13 protein-coding genes are annotated in these 18,549 nt (G+C 61.5%); 3 read left to right on the top strand and 10 right to left on the bottom strand.

The annotated features are described in order from the left end of the window. Positions 1-55: 55 nt before the first annotated feature. Together nuoM and nuoN are read left to right on the top strand one after the other, a co-directional pair. A complete protein-coding gene (nuoM, locus tag AACW87_RS08620; RefSeq protein ID WP_103472933.1) occupies positions 56-1,576 on the top strand; it encodes an NADH-quinone oxidoreductase subunit M in 1,521 nt (506 codons plus the stop codon). Positions 1,577-1,637: 61 nt separating this feature from the next. Then, positions 1,638-3,101, top strand: a complete 1,464-nt coding sequence (gene nuoN, locus AACW87_RS08615; protein WP_043136710.1) for an NADH-quinone oxidoreductase subunit NuoN — start codon at positions 1,638-1,640, stop codon at positions 3,099-3,101. Positions 3,102-3,379: 278 nt separating this feature from the next. Here the strand turns inward: nuoN and purL are convergent, their stop codons facing one another. Further along, positions 3,380-7,297: a phosphoribosylformylglycinamidine synthase gene (gene purL, locus AACW87_RS08610; protein WP_241324732.1), complete on the bottom strand. Its 3,918-nt coding sequence runs from the start codon at positions 7,295-7,297 to the stop codon at positions 3,380-3,382. A 150-nt stretch (positions 7,298-7,447) separates the two neighbouring features. Between purL and mltF the strand changes: the two genes are divergently transcribed. Then, a complete protein-coding gene (gene mltF / locus AACW87_RS08605; protein WP_241324731.1) occupies positions 7,448-8,935 on the top strand; it encodes a membrane-bound lytic murein transglycosylase MltF in 1,488 nt (495 codons plus the stop codon). Between the two features lie 354 nt (positions 8,936-9,289). Here the strand turns inward: mltF and AACW87_RS08600 are convergent, their stop codons facing one another. From AACW87_RS08600 to AACW87_RS08560, 9 genes are all read right to left on the bottom strand, one after another. Continuing rightward, complete coding sequence (locus AACW87_RS08600; protein ID WP_241324730.1) at positions 9,290-9,523, bottom strand: zinc ribbon domain-containing protein; 234 nt, start codon at positions 9,521-9,523, stop codon at positions 9,290-9,292. 104 nt (positions 9,524-9,627) lie between these two features. Further along, a complete protein-coding gene (der, locus tag AACW87_RS08595) occupies positions 9,628-11,127 on the bottom strand; it encodes a ribosome biogenesis GTPase Der (protein WP_042865880.1) in 1,500 nt (499 codons plus the stop codon). A gap of 74 nt (positions 11,128-11,201) precedes the next feature. Continuing rightward, complete coding sequence (bamB, locus tag AACW87_RS08590) at positions 11,202-12,386, bottom strand: outer membrane protein assembly factor BamB (protein WP_043136735.1); 1,185 nt, start codon at positions 12,384-12,386, stop codon at positions 11,202-11,204. Continuing rightward, positions 12,379-13,029 carry a YfgM family protein gene (locus tag AACW87_RS08585; protein WP_042865878.1) on the bottom strand — a complete coding sequence of 217 codons (651 nt, stop codon included), beginning with the start codon at positions 13,027-13,029 and terminating at the stop codon, positions 12,379-12,381. Before AACW87_RS08585 ends, bamB begins: the two co-directional genes overlap by 8 nt. A gap of 3 nt (positions 13,030-13,032) precedes the next feature. Next, entirely contained in the window at positions 13,033-14,310 is a 1,278-nt protein-coding gene (gene hisS, locus AACW87_RS08580; protein WP_241278175.1) for a histidine--tRNA ligase, read from the bottom strand. Positions 14,311-14,449: 139 nt separating this feature from the next. Then, positions 14,450-15,565: a flavodoxin-dependent (E)-4-hydroxy-3-methylbut-2-enyl-diphosphate synthase gene (gene ispG / locus AACW87_RS08575; RefSeq protein WP_043136741.1), complete on the bottom strand. Its 1,116-nt coding sequence runs from the start codon at positions 15,563-15,565 to the stop codon at positions 14,450-14,452. A 10-nt stretch (positions 15,566-15,575) separates the two neighbouring features. Then, complete coding sequence (locus tag AACW87_RS08570; protein ID WP_241324729.1) at positions 15,576-16,511, bottom strand: RodZ domain-containing protein; 936 nt, start codon at positions 16,509-16,511, stop codon at positions 15,576-15,578. Further along, the gene (gene tapF / locus AACW87_RS08565) at positions 16,501-17,292 is read right to left on the bottom strand and encodes a PilW family type IVa pilus biogenesis/stability lipoprotein TapF (protein WP_098984355.1); all 792 of its coding nucleotides are present in this window, start codon (positions 17,290-17,292) and stop codon (positions 16,501-16,503) included. The genes AACW87_RS08570 and tapF overlap by 11 nt, the downstream gene beginning before the upstream one ends. Positions 17,293-17,304: 12 nt before the next feature. Next, a complete protein-coding gene (locus AACW87_RS08560; protein ID WP_098984356.1) occupies positions 17,305-18,408 on the bottom strand; it encodes a bifunctional tRNA (adenosine(37)-C2)-methyltransferase TrmG/ribosomal RNA large subunit methyltransferase RlmN in 1,104 nt (367 codons plus the stop codon). Between the last annotated feature and the right edge of the window lie 141 nt (positions 18,409-18,549).

Here is an 18,549-nt window from a genome sequence, read left to right as displayed (position 1 = left end):
CGCAGCAAGCCCACGGGCCTGCACAGTGACTAGAACATAGACGAGAGCTGATATCGTGACCTTACTCTGGATCTTGTTAATACCCTTCATCGGCGGTCTGCTCTGTTGGCAGACGGAGCGCTTCGGTGAATACTTCGTGCGCTGGGTCGCCCTGCTGTCCATGAGCGCCTGCCTGCTGCTCTCCGGCGCCATCTGGTGGAGCGGTGACTTTTCCCTTGCAACCCAGACGGGCGTGTCCGCCTGGGCCGCCGAACTGCAATTGCCCTGGATCCCTCGCTTCGGCATCTCATTGCATCTGGCGGTGGATGGCTTGTCGCTCTTGATGGTGATGCTCACCTGCTTCATCGGCGTGCTGGCCATCCTCTGTTCCTGGAAGGAAATCGTGCAGCGCATCGGCTTCTTCCACCTGAACCTGCTCTGGATCCTGGGGGGCGTGCTCGGCGTCTTCATGGCGCTGGATCTGTTCCTGTTCTTCTTCTTCTGGGAGATGATGCTGGTCCCCATGTACTTCCTGATCGCGCTGTGGGGCCACTCGGTCACCGATGGCAAGTCCAGGATCAACGCGGCCACCAAGTTCTTCATCTACACCCAGGTCAGCGGCCTCATCATGCTGGTCGCCATCCTGGGTCTGGTGCTGACCCACCACGCAGCCACCGGCGTGTTCACCTTTGACTATCAGGACTTGCTCAACACCCCGATGAGCAAGGGCGTCCAGTGGCTGCTGATGCTGGGCTTCTTCATCGCCTTCGCGGTCAAGATGCCGCTGGTACCGCTGCACGGCTGGCTGCCGGATGCCCACAGTCAGGCGCCGACCGCGGGTTCCGTGGACCTGGCCGGCATCTTGCTGAAAACCGCCGCCTACGGTCTGCTGCGCTTCGCCCTGCCGCTGTTCCCGGAGGCCTCCGCCGAGTTTGCCCCCTACGCCATGCTGCTGGGCCTGGTCGGCATCGTTTACGGCGCCATAGTGGCGTTCGCCCAGACCGACATCAAGCGGCTGGTGGCCTACACCAGCATCTCCCACATGGGCTTCGTGATGATCGCCATCTACTCGGGTAGCGAGCTGGCGCTGCAAGGCGCCGTGGTGCAGATGATAGCCCACGGTCTCTCCGCCGCCGGTTTGTTTATCCTGTGCGGCCAGCTCTACGAGCGGCTGCACACCCGTGATCTGCGCCTGATGGGCGGCCTGTGGGGCCGGTTGCGCTACCTGCCCGGCGTCATGCTGTTCTTCTCGGTGGCCTCCCTTGGCATGCCGGGTACCGGCAACTTCGTCGGCGAGTTCCTGATCCTCATCGGCAGCTTCCAGGTCGCGCCCATCATCACAATCATCGCCACCTTCGGTCTGGTGCTGGCATCCGTCTACTCCCTCATCATGCTGCAACGGGCCTGCTTCGGCGCTCCCAAAGACGACAAGATCCTCAAGGGACTGGACAGCCGCGAGCTGGCCATGATGCTGACAATCGCCGGTCTGCTGGTGCTGCTCGGTGTCTATCCCCAGCCGGTGCTCGATACCGCAGGCAGCAGCCTGATGAGCGTGCTGCACTGGTACGCACTGCCGTCCGCTGGAGCATTGCAATGAACCTGACTGTTTCCCGACCGCTGGCCCTGTTGCCTTACTTGTCCATTACAGGAGCACTGCAATGACATTCACAGCTTCTCAACTGCTGGCCCTGTTGCCCCTGCTGCTGACCACGGGGGCCATGCTGGCCCTGATGCTGGCCATCGCTTGGCGGCGCTGTGACGACACCGCCTTCGTCGTCACCATAGCGGGCCTCAACCTAGCGCTCTTCTCCCTGCCCATAGTCATGGCGCAGGGTGATCAGGGGGTCACTCCGCTGCTGCAGATAGACGGCTACGCCGTCTTCTACATGGGGCTGGTGCTCATCGGCGCCCTGGCCACCTGCACCTTCGGTCGCTCCTGGCTCAAGGGCTATCCGGACAACCGGGAAGAGTTCTACCTGCTGCTGCTGATCGCCACCGCCGGCGGCCTGGTGCTGGCGGGTTCCCGTCATCTCGCGTCGCTGTTCATCGGGATCGAGATGCTGACCCTGCCCATGTTCGGTCTGGTGGGCTACGCCTACCGCGAGCGCCATTCGCTGGAGGCCAGCATCAAGTACATGGTGCTCTCCGCCGCCGCCACCGCCTTCCTGCTGTTTGGCATGGCGCTGCTCTATGCCCAGGCGGGCAGCCTGAGCTTCAGCGATCTCGGCCTGACCCTGGCCACCACCCCGGCTCACCACCCGCTGCTGATGGGCGGTCTGGGACTGATGCTGGTGGGGTTTGCCTTCAAGCTCTCCCTGGCCCCCTTCCACCTCTGGACACCTGACGTGTACGAAGGCGCCCCGGCACCTGTGGCCACCTTCCTGGCCACCGTCAGCAAGATAGCCGTGTTCTGCGTGCTGCTGCGCTTCTACCTGGCGGTGCCTGCGGCGGGGGATCCCATGATCCACTGGCTGCTGGCCGCCATGGCGGTCGTCTCCATCGTCATCGGCAACCTGCTGGCCCTGCTGCAGACCAACATCAAGCGGATGATGGGTTACTCCTCCATCTCCCACTTCGGTTATCTGCTGGCGGTGATCGTCGCCAGCCGCCTCGGCCAGATGCCAGTGGAAGCGGCCGGCGTCTACCTGCTGATGTACCTGTTCACCAGCCTGGGGGCCTTCGGCGTCATCAGCATGATGTCCAGCCCCTATCGCGGCAAGGATGCGGACTCCCTGCACAGCTACCGTGGTCTGTTCTGGCACCGCCCCTACCTGACCGCCGTCATGACGGTGATGATGTTGTCGCTCGCGGGTATCCCCATGACGCTGGGCTTCATCGGCAAGTTCTATCTCATCGGGGTAACGGTCGATGCCAAGCTGTGGTGGCTCTCCGGCGCCATAGTGCTGGGCAGCGCCCTGGGTCTCTATTACTACCTGCGCGTCATGGTCACCCTCTATCTGCGGGAACCCGGCATGCAGCTGCGCGATGCCAAGGCCGACTGGGCCGTCTCCTCGGGCGGCATGGTGGTCCTGCTCTCCGCCATCATAGTGGTGGCGCTGGGCATCTACCCCCAACCCGTCATCAGCCTGGTGCAGGGCTTCCAGAACGTGGTGCTGCGCTAAGTAGCGCCTCTGCCAGAAACACAAAACCGGCCCAGGTGGCCGGTTTTTTTATTGCTGGATAATGGGCATACCATGCATGCTCATGGCGTCCTCCCTTGTGGTCAATCCGGCGGTCAGGCCCCGTCAGACAAGCGGAGACAAGAAGCAGAGCCCACCGTCTGCAAGTCATCCCCCGCCCTTGGCTACCCGTTACTTTCGCCCCGCAAGAGACTATGCATCCCTCATAAAAAAACCGGCCTGCTGGCCGGTTTTTTATTGTTGCAGGTTGTGCTGCGGGATTAACCCAGTTGCACCCGGGCGTTGCGGAACATCCGCATCCAGGCACCGTCCTCGCCCCAGTTGTCCGGGTGCCAGGAGTTAGCCACGGTGCGGAACACCCGCTCCGGGTGCGGCATCATGATAGTGGCGCGACCGTCTGTGGTGGTCACGGCACTGATGCCGTCCGGCGAGCCGTTCGGGTTGGCCGGGTACTGCTCGGTGACCTTGCCGCGGTTGTCCACGAAGCGCAGTCCCACCAGACCGCTGGCTTGCAGCGCGCTCAGGTGAGCGGCGTCACGCACCTCCACTCGTCCTTCCCCGTGGGAGACGGCAATCGGCATCACTGAACCCGCCATGCCCGCGAAGAAGGCAGACGGTGACTCCTGCACCTCCACCAGGCTGAAGCGCGCCTCGAAGCGCTCGGAGCGGTTACGCACGAAGCGCGGCCACAGATCGGCTCCCGGGATCAGGGTGCGCAGGTTGGACATCATCTGGCAGCCGTTGCACACGCCCAAGGAGAGGGTGTCGCCACGCTCGAAGAAGCGCTGGAACTGCTCGCGGGCGTTGTCGTTGAACAGGATGGACTTGGCCCAGCCCTCACCGGCCCCCAGCACGTCGCCGTAGGAGAAGCCGCCGCAGGCCACCAGGCTCTGGAACTCTTCCAGCTTGATCCGGCCGCTGAGGATGTCGCTCATATGCACATCCACCGCCGCGAACCCGGCCCGATCAAACGCCGCCGCCATCTCCACATGGGAGTTGACCCCCTGCTCGCGCAGCACCGCCAGACGGGGGGATACCCCGCGGGCGATATAGGGCGCAGCCACGTCGTCGGACGGGTTGTAGCTCAGTTTGGCCTGCAGACCCGGATCCGTGGCGTCCTGACGGGCGGCATGTTCCTGATCGGCGCACGCCGGGTTGTCGCGCAAGCGCTGCATCTGCCAGCTGGTCTCGCCCCAGAGGGTGCGAAGTGCAGTGCGGCTGGCGCGATACACTTCCTGGCCCGCACGCTGCAGGGTGATGAGATCACCTTCGCGCGCCGTGCCCAGCACGTGGGAGCAGGCGGCCAGGCCGTGACCGGCCAGCAGTGTCATCACGGCTTCCTTGTCGTCGCGACGTACCTGGATGACGGCACCCAGCTCCTCGTTGAACAGCGCCGGCAGCAGCTCGCCACCGATGCGATCCAACTGGATGTCGAGGCCGCAGTGACCGGCGAAGGCCATCTCGGTCAGGGTAACGAAGAGACCGCCGTCGGATCTGTCGTGATAGGCGATCAGTTTGCGATCGGCCACCAGCGCCTGAATGGCGTTGAAGAAGCCTTTCAACTGGACCGGATTGTCGAGATCCGGCGCCTTGTCCCCCAGCTGGCGGTAGACCTGGGCCAGGGCGGAGGCACCGAGACGCTGCTTGCCGTTGCCAAGATCGATGAGGATAAGGTCTGTCTCACCAAGATCGGTACGCAGTTGCGGAGTGACTGTATTGCGCACGTCCTCGACCCGGGCAAAGGCGGTGATGAGCAGGGAGAGCGGCGAGGTGACGCTCTGTTCCTTGCCATCCTGCTGCCAGCGGGTCTTCATGGACATGGAGTCCTTGCCGACCGGGATCGTGATGCCAAGGGCCGGGCAGAGCTCCTCGCCCACCGCCTTGACCGCCTCATAGAGGCCGGCATCCTCACCCGGATGGCCGGCTGCGGACATCCAGTTGGCCGAGAGCTTGACCCGCTTGAGCGATCCGATGTGAGCCGGTGCCAGGTTGGTGAGCGCTTCGGCCACCGCCATGCGGGCCGACGCGGCATGGGAGAGCAGCGCCACCGGGGTGCGCTCGCCCATGGACATGGCCTCGCCGTGATAGCCGTCATAGGTAGCAGCGGTGACGGCGCAATCGGCTACCGGGATCTGCCAGGGGCCGACCATCTGGTCACGGTTGACCAGACCGGTCACGCTGCGATCACCTATGGTGATGAGGAAGGATTTCTCCGCCACGGTCGGCAGACGCAGTACCCGCTCGGCTGCCTCGGAGAGGGTGGTGCCGTCGAGCTGCAGCGGCTTGCCCTGGGCAGGCAGGGTGACAACGTCACGGTGCATCTTGGGCGCCTTGCCCAGCAGCACGTCCAGCGGCAAGTCGATGGGCTGGTTGTCAAAGTGGCTGTCAGAGAGGGTGAGGTGCTTCTCTTCGGTGGCGGTGCCGATGACGGCATAGGGCGCGCGCTCACGCTCGCACAGCGCCTTGAACAGCGGCAGCTTGTCCTGCGCCACCGCCAGCACGTAACGCTCCTGGGACTCGTTGCACCAGATCTCCAGCGGGCTCATGCCAGGCTCGTCGCTCTGGATGGCGCGCAAATCGAAACGACCGCCGCGCTCACCGTCGTTGACCAGCTCCGGCATGGCGTTGGAGAGGCCACCGGCCCCCACGTCATGGATGAAGACGATGGGGTTATCGTCCCCCAGCTGCCAGCAGCGATCGATCACCTCCTGGCAACGGCGCTCCATCTCGGGGTTGTCACGCTGGACCGAGGCAAAGTCGAGATCTTCGGCCGACTGACCGGAGGCCATGGAAGAGGCTGCGCCGCCGCCCAGGCCTATGTTCATGGCCGGGCCACCCAGCACTATGAGGGCGGCCCCGACCGGGATCTCTCCCTTCTGGACGTGTTCGGTGCGGATGTTGCCTATCCCGCCCGCCAGCATGATGGGCTTGTGATAGCCGCGCACCTCGACGCCGTTGTGGCTCGGCACCTCCTCTTCGAAGGTGCGGAAGTAGCCGAGAATGGCCGGACGACCGAATTCGTTGTTGAAGGCGGCGCCGCCGAGCGGCCCCTCCTGCATGATGTCAAAGGCGCTGACGATGCGGCTCGGTTTGCCGAAGTCCTGTTCCCAGGGCTGCTCGAAACCGGGGATCCGCAGGTTGGAGACGGTGAAGCCCACCAGACCCGCCTTGGGCTTGGCACCACGGCCGGTTGCGCCCTCGTCGCGGATCTCGCCGCCGGAGCCGGTGGCCGCCCCCGGGAAGGGGGAGATGGCGGTCGGGTGGTTGTGGGTCTCCACCTTCATCAGGATGTCGACGCGCTCCTGATGATACTGGTACTCGCCGCTGGCCGGGCTCGGGAAGAAGCGGCCACCCTGGCTGCCTTCCATCACGGCGGCGTTGTCTTTATAGGCAGACAGGACATGATCCGGCGTCTGCTCGAAGGTGTTCTTGATCATCTTGAACAGCGACTTGGGCTGCTGTTCACCGTCTATGGTCCAGTCGGCGTTGAAGATCTTGTGACGACAGTGCTCCGAGTTTGCCTGGGCAAACATGTAGAGCTCAATGTCGTTGGGGTTGCGACCAAGCTTGGTGAAGTTCTCCACCAGATAGTCGATTTCGTCATCGGCCAGCGCCAGACCGAGCGCCACGTTGGCGTCGGCCAGCGCGACGCGACCACCGCCCAGCACATCCACCTGGGTGAAGGGGCGCGGCGCCTGATGGGCAAACAGGGCGGCTGCCTCGTTCATCTCGCCAAACACCACTTCCATCATGCGATCGTGCAGCACGGCGGCAACGTCAGCACACTGGGTCTGGGTCAATTCGCCCTTGGCCTGCACGTAATAGGCGATACCGCGCTCCAGCCGCTTGACCTGGGTCAGGCCGCAGTTGTGGGCTATGTCGGTTGCTTTGGAAGACCAGGGGGAGATAGTGCCGGGGCGGGGGGTAACGAGAAACAGCTGACCGCTGGGGGTGTGTTCGGGGATGGTCGGGCCGTAGCGCAGAAGCTGGCCCAATGTCGCTCGCTCGGGCGGTGACAGCGGGCTCGAGAGCTCGGCGAAGTGCACATATTCGGCATAGACATCCTCTATCTCTACTCCGCTCTCTACTCCACTCTCCTTTCTCATCTGTGCGAAGCGTTGCAGCAGTTTTTGGACACGAAAATCAGACAGTGCTGGGGCACCACGCAAGATATCCATATGACCTTTCTCACCAAGTGTTAAAGTGGGGGGGGAATTGAGACGCGCGTATTATAGGGATCAGGCCGACGCCGGACAAACGTTTTTCTTGATTTGCCAAGTGTGACTCGGTGCACACTCTCTGGTATAAAGGTCCCTCTTTTTTGACAAATGCCGATTTTTTCAACAAGGGTACTCACCTACTTGCGCTGCATTTTTCGACTGTTTATCGGGCTGATGTTGCTGCTGACCCTGGTCGGTTGTGACTTCTACACCCCCTCCAGCCAGCTGGAACAGATCCGCCAACGGGGCGAGATCCGGGTTGGCACCATCTATGGCCCCACCTCCTATTACCAGCGTGACGAGACCGCCCAGGGCTTCGATTACGAGCTGGCGAAAAGCTATGCCGACTGGTTGGGCGTCAAGCTCACCATAGTCCCCGTCTACTCCACCGCCGAACTGGTCGAGCTGCTCAAGAAGGGCAAGCTGGATCTCGCCGCCGCCGCCATCGTGGTCACCCCGGAGCGACGTGCCCTGTTTCGCTTCGGCCCCGGCTTTTATCAGGTCTCCCCCAAGCTGGTCTATCGCAACGGCTCCCCCAAGCCCAAGGGGATTGGTGATCTCAAGGGCTCCATAGTGGTGCCTGCCGGCTCCACCGGGGAAGATCTGCTCAAGGAGCTCGGCAAGCAGCACCCCAACCTGAAATGGAGCACCAACCGGGACGCGGACGTGGAAGAGCTGCTCAAGCAGGTGGCCGACGGCAAGATTGATTACACTGTGGTGCAGGATACTGTGCTGGCCCGTACCCAGCGCTACTACCCCGAGCTCACAGAGGGGCTGACCCTCTCCAAGAACCAGACGGTGGCCTGGGCCATGACCAAGCTGCCCGATGACAGCCTCTACGCCAGCATCATCGACTTCTTCGGCCAGCGCTTCATGGATGGCGCCATCGCCAAGCTGGACGAGAAGTACTTCGGCCACGTGCAGAACTTCGACTTCGTCGACACCCGCACCTTCCTGCAACGGGCCAAGAGTCTGCTGCCCAAGTATCAGGATCTGTTCAAGACCCACGCCAGCGTGGTGGATTGGCGCCTGCTGGCCGCCATCAGCTATCAGGAATCCCACTGGGATCCGGAGGCGCGCTCCTATACTGGCGTGCGCGGCATGATGATGCTGACCGAACCCACCGCCAAGGCGATGGGGGTCAACAACCGGCTGCACCCGGAGGAGAGCATCAAGGGCGGTGCCCGTTATCTGCAACAGATGATGGAGAAGGTGCCCGCCTCCGTACCCGATGACGAGAAGGTGTGGTTTGCCCTCACCGCCTACAACATCGGCTACGGCCACATGATGGATGCCCGCCGCCTGACCAAGGAGCTCGGCAAGAATCCCGACGCCTGGAGCGACGTGAAAGAGGTGCTGCCCCTGCTGCAGCAGGCGCGCTGGCACCGCAAGGCGCGCTACGGCTATGCCCGGGGCGGCGAGGCGCGCAACTACGTCAACAACGTGCGCCAGTATTACCAGAGCCTGCTCTGGCTCGACAACGAGCAGCAGAAGGCCCACCGCCGCGAAGAGCTGGATGACGACAGCAGCGAGCCGACCAGTGCCGAACGCCCCACCGTCATCGCCGAAGTGGTCAAGCAGATCACCCTGCGTTGAACCCTTGTTGACAAGTTTGTTTTACCGGTAGGTTCTCTGTTACCATCCGGATGTGCCGGGGCCTGTCCGAAACTGTTTTTATCGCCTGATTTCAGCAGCTTGACAGCTGGATGACAGCATTTTCAGATAGGCTCCATTCATCGAGGCCGGGATGGCCATCCAATGGGAGGAGACCAAGATGCGAGCTCGTAGAAGAACCACTCTGGTCAGAAAAGCAAAGTGCGCCTGGAGCCCCAGACGCAAACTCAAGCTCAATGACACCAAACGCAAGATATGGCGCAGAAACCGCTCCTACACCTTGCTGATAGCAGAACACACAGCATAAACCCGGCATTTGCCGGGTTTTTTATTGCCTCACGCCTGCCCTGCCGGGCTCGCCTCGAAGCGCACCGCGCGCTTCGACACCAGGCTGTTACAGTGGTTGCAGAAGTAATCCACGGCGCCGCAGGCCTTGAGCCGCTCCAGCTCCTGCTGGCAGGTCGGACACAGGGCGCGGATGCGATAACGGACCTGGCACTGGCCACAGCAGACCTCGGGACTGCGGCTATCCAGCTCGGCGCCGCAGGCCGGGCATATCAGGGTACTCATACTCGACGCCTCTCAAAGTGGATCTGCTGTGGGTCGCCCCACAGCAGATCCCCCTCGCCTCTCCCCAAGAAAAAACGGCTGCCGGTGAGGGCAGCCGCTGGGCCTTACTTCTTGGTTTTGGCCTTGAGCAGGCGCTTGCGTTGACGCTCCTGGCTCAGGGTCATGGTGTTCTTCCGACCCTCGAACGGGTTGGCCGACTCCTGGAACTCGACCCGGATCGGGGAGCCCATGATCTTGAGCGACTTGCGGAAGTAGTTGATGAGATACCGCTTGTACGAATCCGGCAGGTCGTTCAACTGGTTGCCGTGGATCACGATACGGGGCGGGTTGTAACCACCGGCGTGGGCATACTTCAGCTTGACGCGGCGACCGTTCACCATGGGCGGCTGGTGATCTTCCTGCGCCATCTGCATGATGCGGGTCAGCATGGCAGTGCTGGTTCTGCGGGTGGCGGACTGGTACGCCTCCTGAATGGATTCAAACAGGTGACCGACACCGCTGCCGTGCAGGGCGGAGATGAAGTGGACACGGGCGAAATCGATGAAGCCCAGGCGTCTGTCCAGCTCGTTCTTGACGTCCTCTTTCACCTTCTGATCCAGGCCGTCCCACTTGTTCACCACCAGTACCACGGAGCGGCCTGAGTGGAGCACGAAGCCGAGGATGCTCAAGTCCTGATCCGTGATGGTCTCCTGGGCATCGATCACCAGCAGGCAGACGTTGGCATCTTCAATGGCCTTGAGGGTCTTGATGACGGAGAACTTCTCCACCGTCTCATGCACCTTGCCACGACGACGCACACCGGCGGTGTCGATGATGACGTACTTCTGCTCGTCACGCTCCATCGGCACATAGACGGAGTCGCGGGTGGTGCCCGGCATGTCATAGACGATGACGCGGTCTTCACCCAGCATGCGGTTGGTCAGGGTCGATTTGCCGACGTTGGGGCGACCGACGATGGCGAACTTGATGGGCAAGTCGGCGAACGGGGTCTCCTTGGTATCTTCCCGGGTATCGAGATCACCGGCGGCTACCATGCGCAGCAGGGCTTCTTCGTCGAAGTCCTCCTCTTCTTCATCCTGCGCATCTTCTTCGGCAGCGGCTTCGACCAGGGTTTCCAGATGGGGTGCCAGCGCCAGTTCAAGCAGGCTCAGCACGCCACGGCCGTGGGCGGCAGCGATCTGGTAGACCTCCCCCAGCGCCAGACCGTAGAACTCGGACACGGCGGAGTCACCGTCGATGCCATCTGTCTTGTTGGCCACCAGAAACACCGTCTTGTGGGTCTTGCGCAGGTGCTCGGCGATGGCCTGATCCGCGGCGGTCAGACCGGCACGGGCATCCACCATGAACAGCACCACATCGGCTTCTTCGATGGCCAGCAGGGACTGCTCGGCCATCTTCAGCTCGATCCCCTCTTCGGTGCCATCGATACCACCGGTATCCACCACGATAAATTCCAGCTCGCCCAACTTCGCCTGACCGTATTTACGGTCCCGGGTCAAACCGGGGAAGTCGGCCACCAGGGCATCCCGGGTACGGGTCAAGCGGTTAAACAGGGTGGATTTCCCCACGTTGGGGCGGCCCACCAGGGCTACTACAGGAGTCATAAAAGCCTCATTCTCAAGACGACAAAGGCTCCGGGTCCGAAGACCAGGAGCCGGATATTCACATTATCGGACGATCAGGGACGCTTGATAGCGTACAACTTGCCGCCACGGCTCTGCACATACAGGGTGTCACCGTCCACCAGAGGGGCGGCGTAGAGACCACTGCTGTCGAGCTGCTGCATGGCCTTGATGGACCCGTCGGTACGATCCAGCCAATACAGGTAACCTTCCACATCGCCGACCACCACATAGTCACCCAGGATGACGGGGGCAGTCACTGTGCGGTTTTCCAGCTGGGTATTGGACCACAGCTCAAGCCCGTTGCGTCTGTCAACGGCAAACAGATGGCTGCGGCTGTCGGTCAGCACTATGGCATTGCCGGTCACCGCCATGTCGCGGTAGCCGGAATACTTGCGCTTCCACACCTCGTCACCCGTCATCAGCTTGCGTGCCATCAGCTGACCATTGTAGGCGATAGCATAGAGCTCATCACCGGCGATCAGCGGCGTCGCATCCACGTCCACCATGCGATCCAGCTCGGTCGCACCGCGCGGATCGGCTACCTTGGACTGACGCACCGGCTGGCCGTTGCTCAGCAGGGCAATGCCCACCTTGCCATCGGCACGGCCATAGAGCACGGCGCCGTTGGTAATGATGGGGGCACCGGCACTGCGCAGGGTCAGCGGCGGCTGCTCTTCCGCCAGGGTCCACTGCAACTTGCCTTCATCGGTATCGAGCGCCACCAGGCGACCCGAAGTGGTCAGCACCACCACACGACCGTCTTCGACGGCGGGGCTTGCCACCACTTCACCCGGCACAGTGGTCTGCCACAGCACTTCCCCGTTCTCTTCGTTCAGGGCGTAGACAACCCCGTTCTCGGAGCCGAGGAACAACTTGCCGTAGCGAGAGACCAGACCGCCGGAGAGACGGGCGCTGCGCTTGTCGGCGTTGATGGGCAGATCAGCCAGATCCACGCTCCACAGCTCCTTGCCGCTGGCACGATCGAAGGCGGTTACATCGCCATCGCGGGCCGCGGCATAGATGCGCTCCTCTTCCACCGCCGGCTTGAGCTGGGAGTAGAAGTCGCCTATGCCATCCCCGACGGAAGAGGACCAGGCCGTGTCGGCGGTGAAGGCAGACTCAACCACGGGCAAAGGCGCCATGGGGTTGAGATCTTCTTCCGAGCTGAACAGGGAGCACCCCTGCAGGGCGAAGGAGACTGCCGCCCCCAACGCCACCATCTTGAACAGATTACGCATCCGGAGCTCCACCCGTGGTCACGGCTGGCAACGCCAGATCGTCCATCTTCAGCTTGAGCTCGGCGCTGCCCTGCAGGCCGCCGGCATCAGCCGCCGCCTGATAGGCATCGCGCGCCTCTTCGGCCTTGCCCTGTTTGAGCAGGATGTCGCCACGCACTTCCGCCACCTGGGCCTTGAAGGCGTCATTGCTGATCTTGCCAAGCTGGGCCAGGGCCTCGTCGGCCTTGCCCTGATCGTTGAGCACGCGAGCCAGACGCAGGGCGGCGATGGGACGAATGCTCTCATCACCATTGTTTGCCACCTGGGTCAGCTGCTCGGCAGCCAAGTCCAGCTTGTTTGCCTTGACGGCAGCGGCAGCCAGTTGCAGGGCGGCCAGCTCGGCATAAGAGTCACCCTGGTGGGCACTGATGAAACCTTGCACCTGTTCGAAGGCGGCGGCATCACCCTTGGCCAGCTGGGCCGAGATCTCGTTGTAAGCCTGGGAAGCGGCTTCCTGATTGGTCTGCTGACGCTCGTTGTAATAACGCCAGCCAAAGAGTCCAACCAGACCGATAACAGTTCCTGCGAGCACCGAGGTTCCGTTCTCTTTCCACCAGCTCTTGATGACCTCAACCTGTTGTTCTTCGGTGGTATAAACTTCCACTGCTTACTCTCCTTTGGCTGCCAGCAGGGCAATGGCGGCGTCGACCTTGACGGTCTGTTGCTCGGCCTGGCCACGCAGATATTTGATGGTGATCTCCCCGTTTTGCACCTCGGTTTCACCGAGGATCAGGGCAATGGCCGCGCCGCACTTGTCGGCACGCTTGAGTTGTTTCTTGAAGTTGCCGCCACCGCAGTGGCTCATCAGGCGCAGGTCAGGCAGGGCATCGCGCAGACGCTCGGCCAACTGGAAGCCCGCTTGCTCAGTCCCCTCGCCCACCATGCACAGATAGGCATCCACCGCAGGACGAATGTCGGCATTGAGCTCGAGGGTCTCCAGCATCAGCACCAGACGTTCCATGCCCATGGCAAAGCCCACCGCCGGGGTCGCTTGACCGCCAAGCTGCTCCACCAGGCCGTCGTAACGGCCACCGGCACAGACGGTGCCCTGGGCACCCAGGCTGTTGGTGACCCACTCGAACACGGTGAGGTTGTAATAGTCAAGGCCGCGCACCAGACGCTCGTTCACCTCGAACTGGATACCGGCGGAGGTGAGCAGGCGCTTGAGCCCCTCGAAGTGAGCCAGGCTCTCTTCGCCCAGGTGATCGAACAGACGCGGGGCATCCACCAGAATGGCCTGAACCTTGGCATCCTTGGAGTCGAGCACCCGCAGCGGATTGCTGTACATGCGGCGCTGGCTCTCTTCGTCCAGCTGATCCTTGTACTGCTCAAGGTAGGCCACCAGCGCATCGCGATAGGCGGCGCGCTCGGCACTCTGACCGAGCGTGTTGAGCTGCAGGGTGACATGATCGCTGATGCCGAACAGCCGCCACAGACGGTGGGTCAGCATGATGAGTTCGGCGTCAATATCCGGCCCGTTGATGCCAAACAGCTCGACCCCGAACTGATGGAACTGGCGGTAACGGCCCTTCTGGGGACGCTCGTGGCGGAACATGGGGCCCATGTACCACATCCGGCGTTCCTGGTTGTAGAGCAGACCGTGCTCGATACCGGCACGGACGCAGCTGGCGGTCCCTTCCGGACGCAGGCTCAGGCTGTCGCCGTTGCGGTCTTCGAAGCTGTACATCTCTTTTTCGACCACGTCGGTCACTTCACCGATGGCACGCTTGAACAGATGAGTCTGCTCGACGATCGGCATGCGCACTTCGCTGTAGCCATAGCTGGCGACCACTTGGCGCAGTATCTGTTCTACTTTCTGCCATACCGGGCTCTGCTCCGGCAGGCAATCGTTCATACCGCGAATAGCTTGGATCTGTTTTGCCACGTTGATACTCGAGAAAAAGACGTGAAATTTGGCCGCATTATAGGGATTTTCGACCCCGAGGTAAAATCAGGGCGTTCCAATGCGGGATTTAAAATCAGCAACCTAAAGACGGGGCCACCCTAGGTGGCCCCGCACTGGCTCAACCCTCGTCCACCTGGATCTGGTTGGCCGGATCCAGCATGGCCGCCCGGGCGCGAATGCGGCGCTCCAGGATCGGGATGAGATCCTTGTTGTCCAGCCGGTCGACCCGCTGACCGCCCTCGTAGAAGGCGCTCTTGTTGGCGGCACCCGCCAGCCCCAGATCGGAGACCAGCGCCTCGCCCGGCCCGTTCACCACACAGCCGATGATGGAGACATCCATGGGGGTGATGATGTCTTCCAGCCGCGCTTCCAGGGCATTGACGGTACCGATCACGTCGAACTCCTGACGTGAGCAGGAGGGGCAGGCGATGAAGTTGATGCCACGGGAACGGATGCGCAGGGATTTGAGGATATCAAAGCCTACCTTGATCTCTTCCACCGGATCGGCCGCCAGCGAGATGCGGATGGTATCGCCTATGCCATCGGCCAGCAGCATGCCGAGCCCGACGGCGGATTTCACCGCGCCGGCGCGAAAACCGCCCGCCTCCGTGATGCCAAGGTGCAGCGGCTGCTCGATCTGCTTGGCCAGCAGGCGATAGGCCCCGATGGCCAGGAAGACGTCAGACGCCTTCACGCTCACCTTGAAGTTGTCGAAGTTGAGGCGATCCAGATAATCCACGTGGCGCATGGCCGACTCGAGCAGCGCCTCCGGGGTCGGCTCGCCGTACTTCTCCTGAATGTCTTTCTCAAGAGAGCCGCCGTTGACGCCGATGCGGATCGGGATGTTGTAGTGGCGCGCGCAGTCGACCACGGCACGCACCCGCTCTTCGTTGCCTATGTTGCCCGGGTTGATGCGCAGGCAGTCGGCACCGTACTCGGCCACTTTCAGGGCGATACGGTAGTCGAAGTGGATGTCGGCAACGATGGGGATACGGGTCTGCTGCTTGATGAGCTTGAAGGCTTCCGCCGCTTCCATGGTGGGTACCGAGACCCGGACTATGTCGGCGCCAACCCGCTCGATCCGCCGGATCTGCTCGACAGTGGCGGCCACGTCCGTGGTCTTGGTGTTGGTCATGGTCTGCACCGTGATGGGGGCGTCGCCCCCAACCGGTACGTTACCGACCATGATCTGCCTGGATTTACGACGAATGATGGGAGATTCGTGAGCGGACATGGCGGACAGATTACTCCTGCGGCAGTGAGAGGCGAGCAGTCCGGCCGTTGTTGTAACGGCTCATGTCGATGGACTTGCCCTGATATTCGATATTGACCGCCATGGGCGCGCCAATGATGAACTTGAGCGGCTCGGGTCCTTCCAATACCAGTTGATCATTTGCCTTCTTCAGGCCGCTGAACAGTGTCTTGCCCTTGGCGTCCTTGACGTCCAGCCAGCAGTCGGCGGTGAAACTCATCTTGAGCTGAGGTGCCTTGGCGGGATCCGCGGCCGCATCATCAGCGACCGGCAGCGTCGCCACACTCGCAGAGGTCACAGTCGCCACGGCTGCACTGCTGGCCTCAACCTGCGGCGCAGTGGCCGCAGCGCCGCTCACGGTCGGCTCTGCTGCCGTAGCCATCGCATCGGAGGCAACAGGCATGAGCACAGGGTCGACCACATCCGCCGCAGAAGACAGGGTTGCCCCCTGCGGGTTGGCGGTCGCACTCATTTCAGTGGCCGCCAGAGCTTCGTCACCGGCGGAGCGGCGCGCCGTGCTCTGCCACCACCAGGCGACGGAGAGCGCGATCAACACCAGGATCACCAGCCAGGTCACCACCTTGAGCCGGCTGTCGTTGGCCTGCTGGCGCGAGCGACGGGAGAAGCTCTGCATGTCGATGTTGTCGGGTGGCGTCAGCCCCAGCTTGTCGTAGGCGGCCAGTATGGTCTCATCCGGGATGCCAACCAGCTTGGCGTAGGTACGCAGGTAGCCCCGGATAAAGGTATGGGAAGTGTGCTTGTCATACGTATCTGATTCGATCGCAGCAATCAGGGTCAGACGAAGGTGAATGCGGGACGCAACCTGTTCTCGTGTCCAGCCAAGCTGTTCACGGGCATTGCGCAGCAGCTGGCCTGGGCCTGCTGCCTGAGAGTCGTCTTGAAAATCGTGTGGCTGTTCAGTAGTCATTGGCTAAGTAACGCTTGGCTTGTTGCGAAGAGGGATATTGCCTTACCAGCTCAGTCCCGAATTGGTGAAGGAGTGCCGGTTTGTCCATGGCCTGAGCCAGCCGCAATCTCAACCAGAGACTGCTCTCGTTCTCGTCTGACGCATCGGCAAAACGAGCGAGATAGGCCTGCACATCAGGCAGCTTGCCATCTTTCATGGAAAGCTCAGCCATGTCCAGCAATAACCTTGGATTGCGGGGATTATACCCCAAGGCCAAGCGATAGTACTCGCTTGCTTTATCATTTCTGCGATTTTGCGCGGCGCAAAGTGCCGCATTTTCATAGGTATCGGCAATCTTGATGTAATTGGGTTGGCTGATCGCCTGCAGGAATGCCTTCTCCGCCTCGTCGAAGCGACCACGGTTGCACAGGAAGGCACCATAGTTGTTCATTGCGTCAGCATTGGACGGATCCATGGCGAGGGCTTTCTTGTAGCTCTCCTCGGCCGCCTTGTAATCCTCTACCTGCTGGTAGAAGTAAGCGAAGCCGATGTAGACCTGAGGGTTGTCGGGGTCGTACTGGAGGGCGCGATCAAGGTTGAACTTGGCCTGTTCGGCATTGCCCTGTCGCAAATATTGAATGCCTAAGTCCAGACGGGTCTGGGCAGCCGCCTTGAGGTCGGGACCCACTTCACGCTGGGTCGAATTCTGGCCCGCGTAAGTGGTCTCGGTAACACAGCCTGGCAGCGCGCAGAGCGCTGCCACTACGATCAATGTACGTGTATCCATTCCCTGACTATACAATGGCTTAGCAATTTAAACCATTTTGACGGAAATCCCATCCTGTTGCATCCGATTTTTCATGGTGCGTTTGGTGCGATCTATCACCTCTCCCACCAGCTGACCGCAGGCGGCGTCTATGTCGTCACCACGGGTCTTGCGGACTATGACGGTGAAGCCATATTCCATCAGTACCTTGGAGAAACGGTCGATGCGACTGTTGCTCGGCTTGCCATAGGGGTTGCCCGGGAAGGGGTTGAACGGGATCAGGTTGATCTTGCTCGGGGTATCTTTGAGCACCTTGGCCAGCTCGTGGGCATGCTGCATGTCGTCATTGATATGATCGAGCAGCACATACTCCACCGTCACGCGACCACCGTTGGCATTGGACTTGGCCAGATAACGGCGCACACCGGCGAGGAAGTCCTCGATGTTGTACTTGTCGTTGATCGGCATGATCTCGGAACGCAGCTTGTCGTTCGGCGCATGCAGTGAGATGGCCAGGGCCACGTCAATTTGATCGCCGAGGATATCCAGCGCCGGCACCACACCCGAGGTGGAGATGGTCACCCGGCGCTTGGAGATGCCGTAGCCGAAGTCATCCATCATCAGACGCATGGCCGGCACCACGTTGGCGAGGTTGAGCAGCGGCTCGCCCATGCCCATCATCACCACGTTGGTGATGGGGCGCTTGCCACCGACTATCTTGGCGGCGCGCCATACCTGGCCGATGATCTCGGACACTTTCAGGTTGCGGTTAAAACCCTGCTGGGCCGTGGAGCAGAACTTGCACGCCAGCGCACAGCCTACCTGGGAGGAGACGCACAGGGTGGCCCTGTCCTCTTCCGGGATGTAGACGGTTTCCACTTCCTGATCGCCGACCTGCAGCGCCCACTTGATGGTGCCGTCCGCGGAACGCTGTTCACGGCTCACTTGTGGCGCACGGATCTCGGCGATCGCCTTCAGGCGCTCGCGCAGTACCTTGTTGACGTTGTTCATCTGATCGAAATCATCACAACCGAAGTGATAGATCCACTTCATGATCTGATCTGCCCGGAATGGCTTCTCGCCCAGTTCGACGAAGAAGGCACGCATGGCATCCCGATCAAGATCCAGCAGGTTGGTTTTTATTTCGCTCATCAAAGGCCTCAGTCCACAAACTACATAAATTATTGGCTGACGATGTCAGGGGGCGGCATTGTACAAATAATGGGTCCGGCTTTCCAGCTGGAGAATAAGAGGATATTGATCAAAAGGCCAAAAAACAAAAGGGAGCCGAGG

It is taken from the genome of Aeromonas sp. MR7 (genome assembly GCF_963899385.1).
Lineage (GTDB): Bacteria > Pseudomonadota > Gammaproteobacteria > Enterobacterales > Aeromonadaceae > Aeromonas > Aeromonas bestiarum.
The sequence above is the reverse complement of the archived record's forward strand: the minus strand, read 5'-3'. Positions and strand labels throughout refer to the sequence as shown.

What these genes read in the sequence shown, in the direction of transcription:
- AACW87_RS08600 (WP_241324730.1), bottom strand. Translation starts at nt 9,523, where the DNA reads ATGAGTACCCTGATATGCCCGGCCTGCGGCGCCGAGCTGGATAGCCGC.
- bamB (WP_043136735.1), bottom strand. Translation starts at nt 12,386, where the DNA reads ATGCGTAATCTGTTCAAGATGGTGGCGTTGGGGGCGGCAGTCTCCTTC.
- der (WP_042865880.1), bottom strand. Translation starts at nt 11,127, where the DNA reads ATGACTCCTGTAGTAGCCCTGGTGGGCCGCCCCAACGTGGGGAAATCC.
- ispG (WP_043136741.1), bottom strand. Translation starts at nt 15,565, where the DNA reads ATGTCCGCTCACGAATCTCCCATCATTCGTCGTAAATCCAGGCAGATC.
- AACW87_RS08560 (WP_098984356.1), bottom strand. Translation starts at nt 18,408, where the DNA reads ATGAGCGAAATAAAAACCAACCTGCTGGATCTTGATCGGGATGCCATG.
- purL (WP_241324732.1), bottom strand. Translation starts at nt 7,297, where the DNA reads ATGGATATCTTGCGTGGTGCCCCAGCACTGTCTGATTTTCGTGTCCAA.
- mltF (WP_241324731.1), top strand. Translation starts at nt 7,448, where the DNA reads ATGCCGATTTTTTCAACAAGGGTACTCACCTACTTGCGCTGCATTTTT.
- nuoN (WP_043136710.1), top strand. Translation starts at nt 1,638, where the DNA reads ATGACATTCACAGCTTCTCAACTGCTGGCCCTGTTGCCCCTGCTGCTG.
- AACW87_RS08570 (WP_241324729.1), bottom strand. Translation starts at nt 16,511, where the DNA reads ATGACTACTGAACAGCCACACGATTTTCAAGACGACTCTCAGGCAGCA.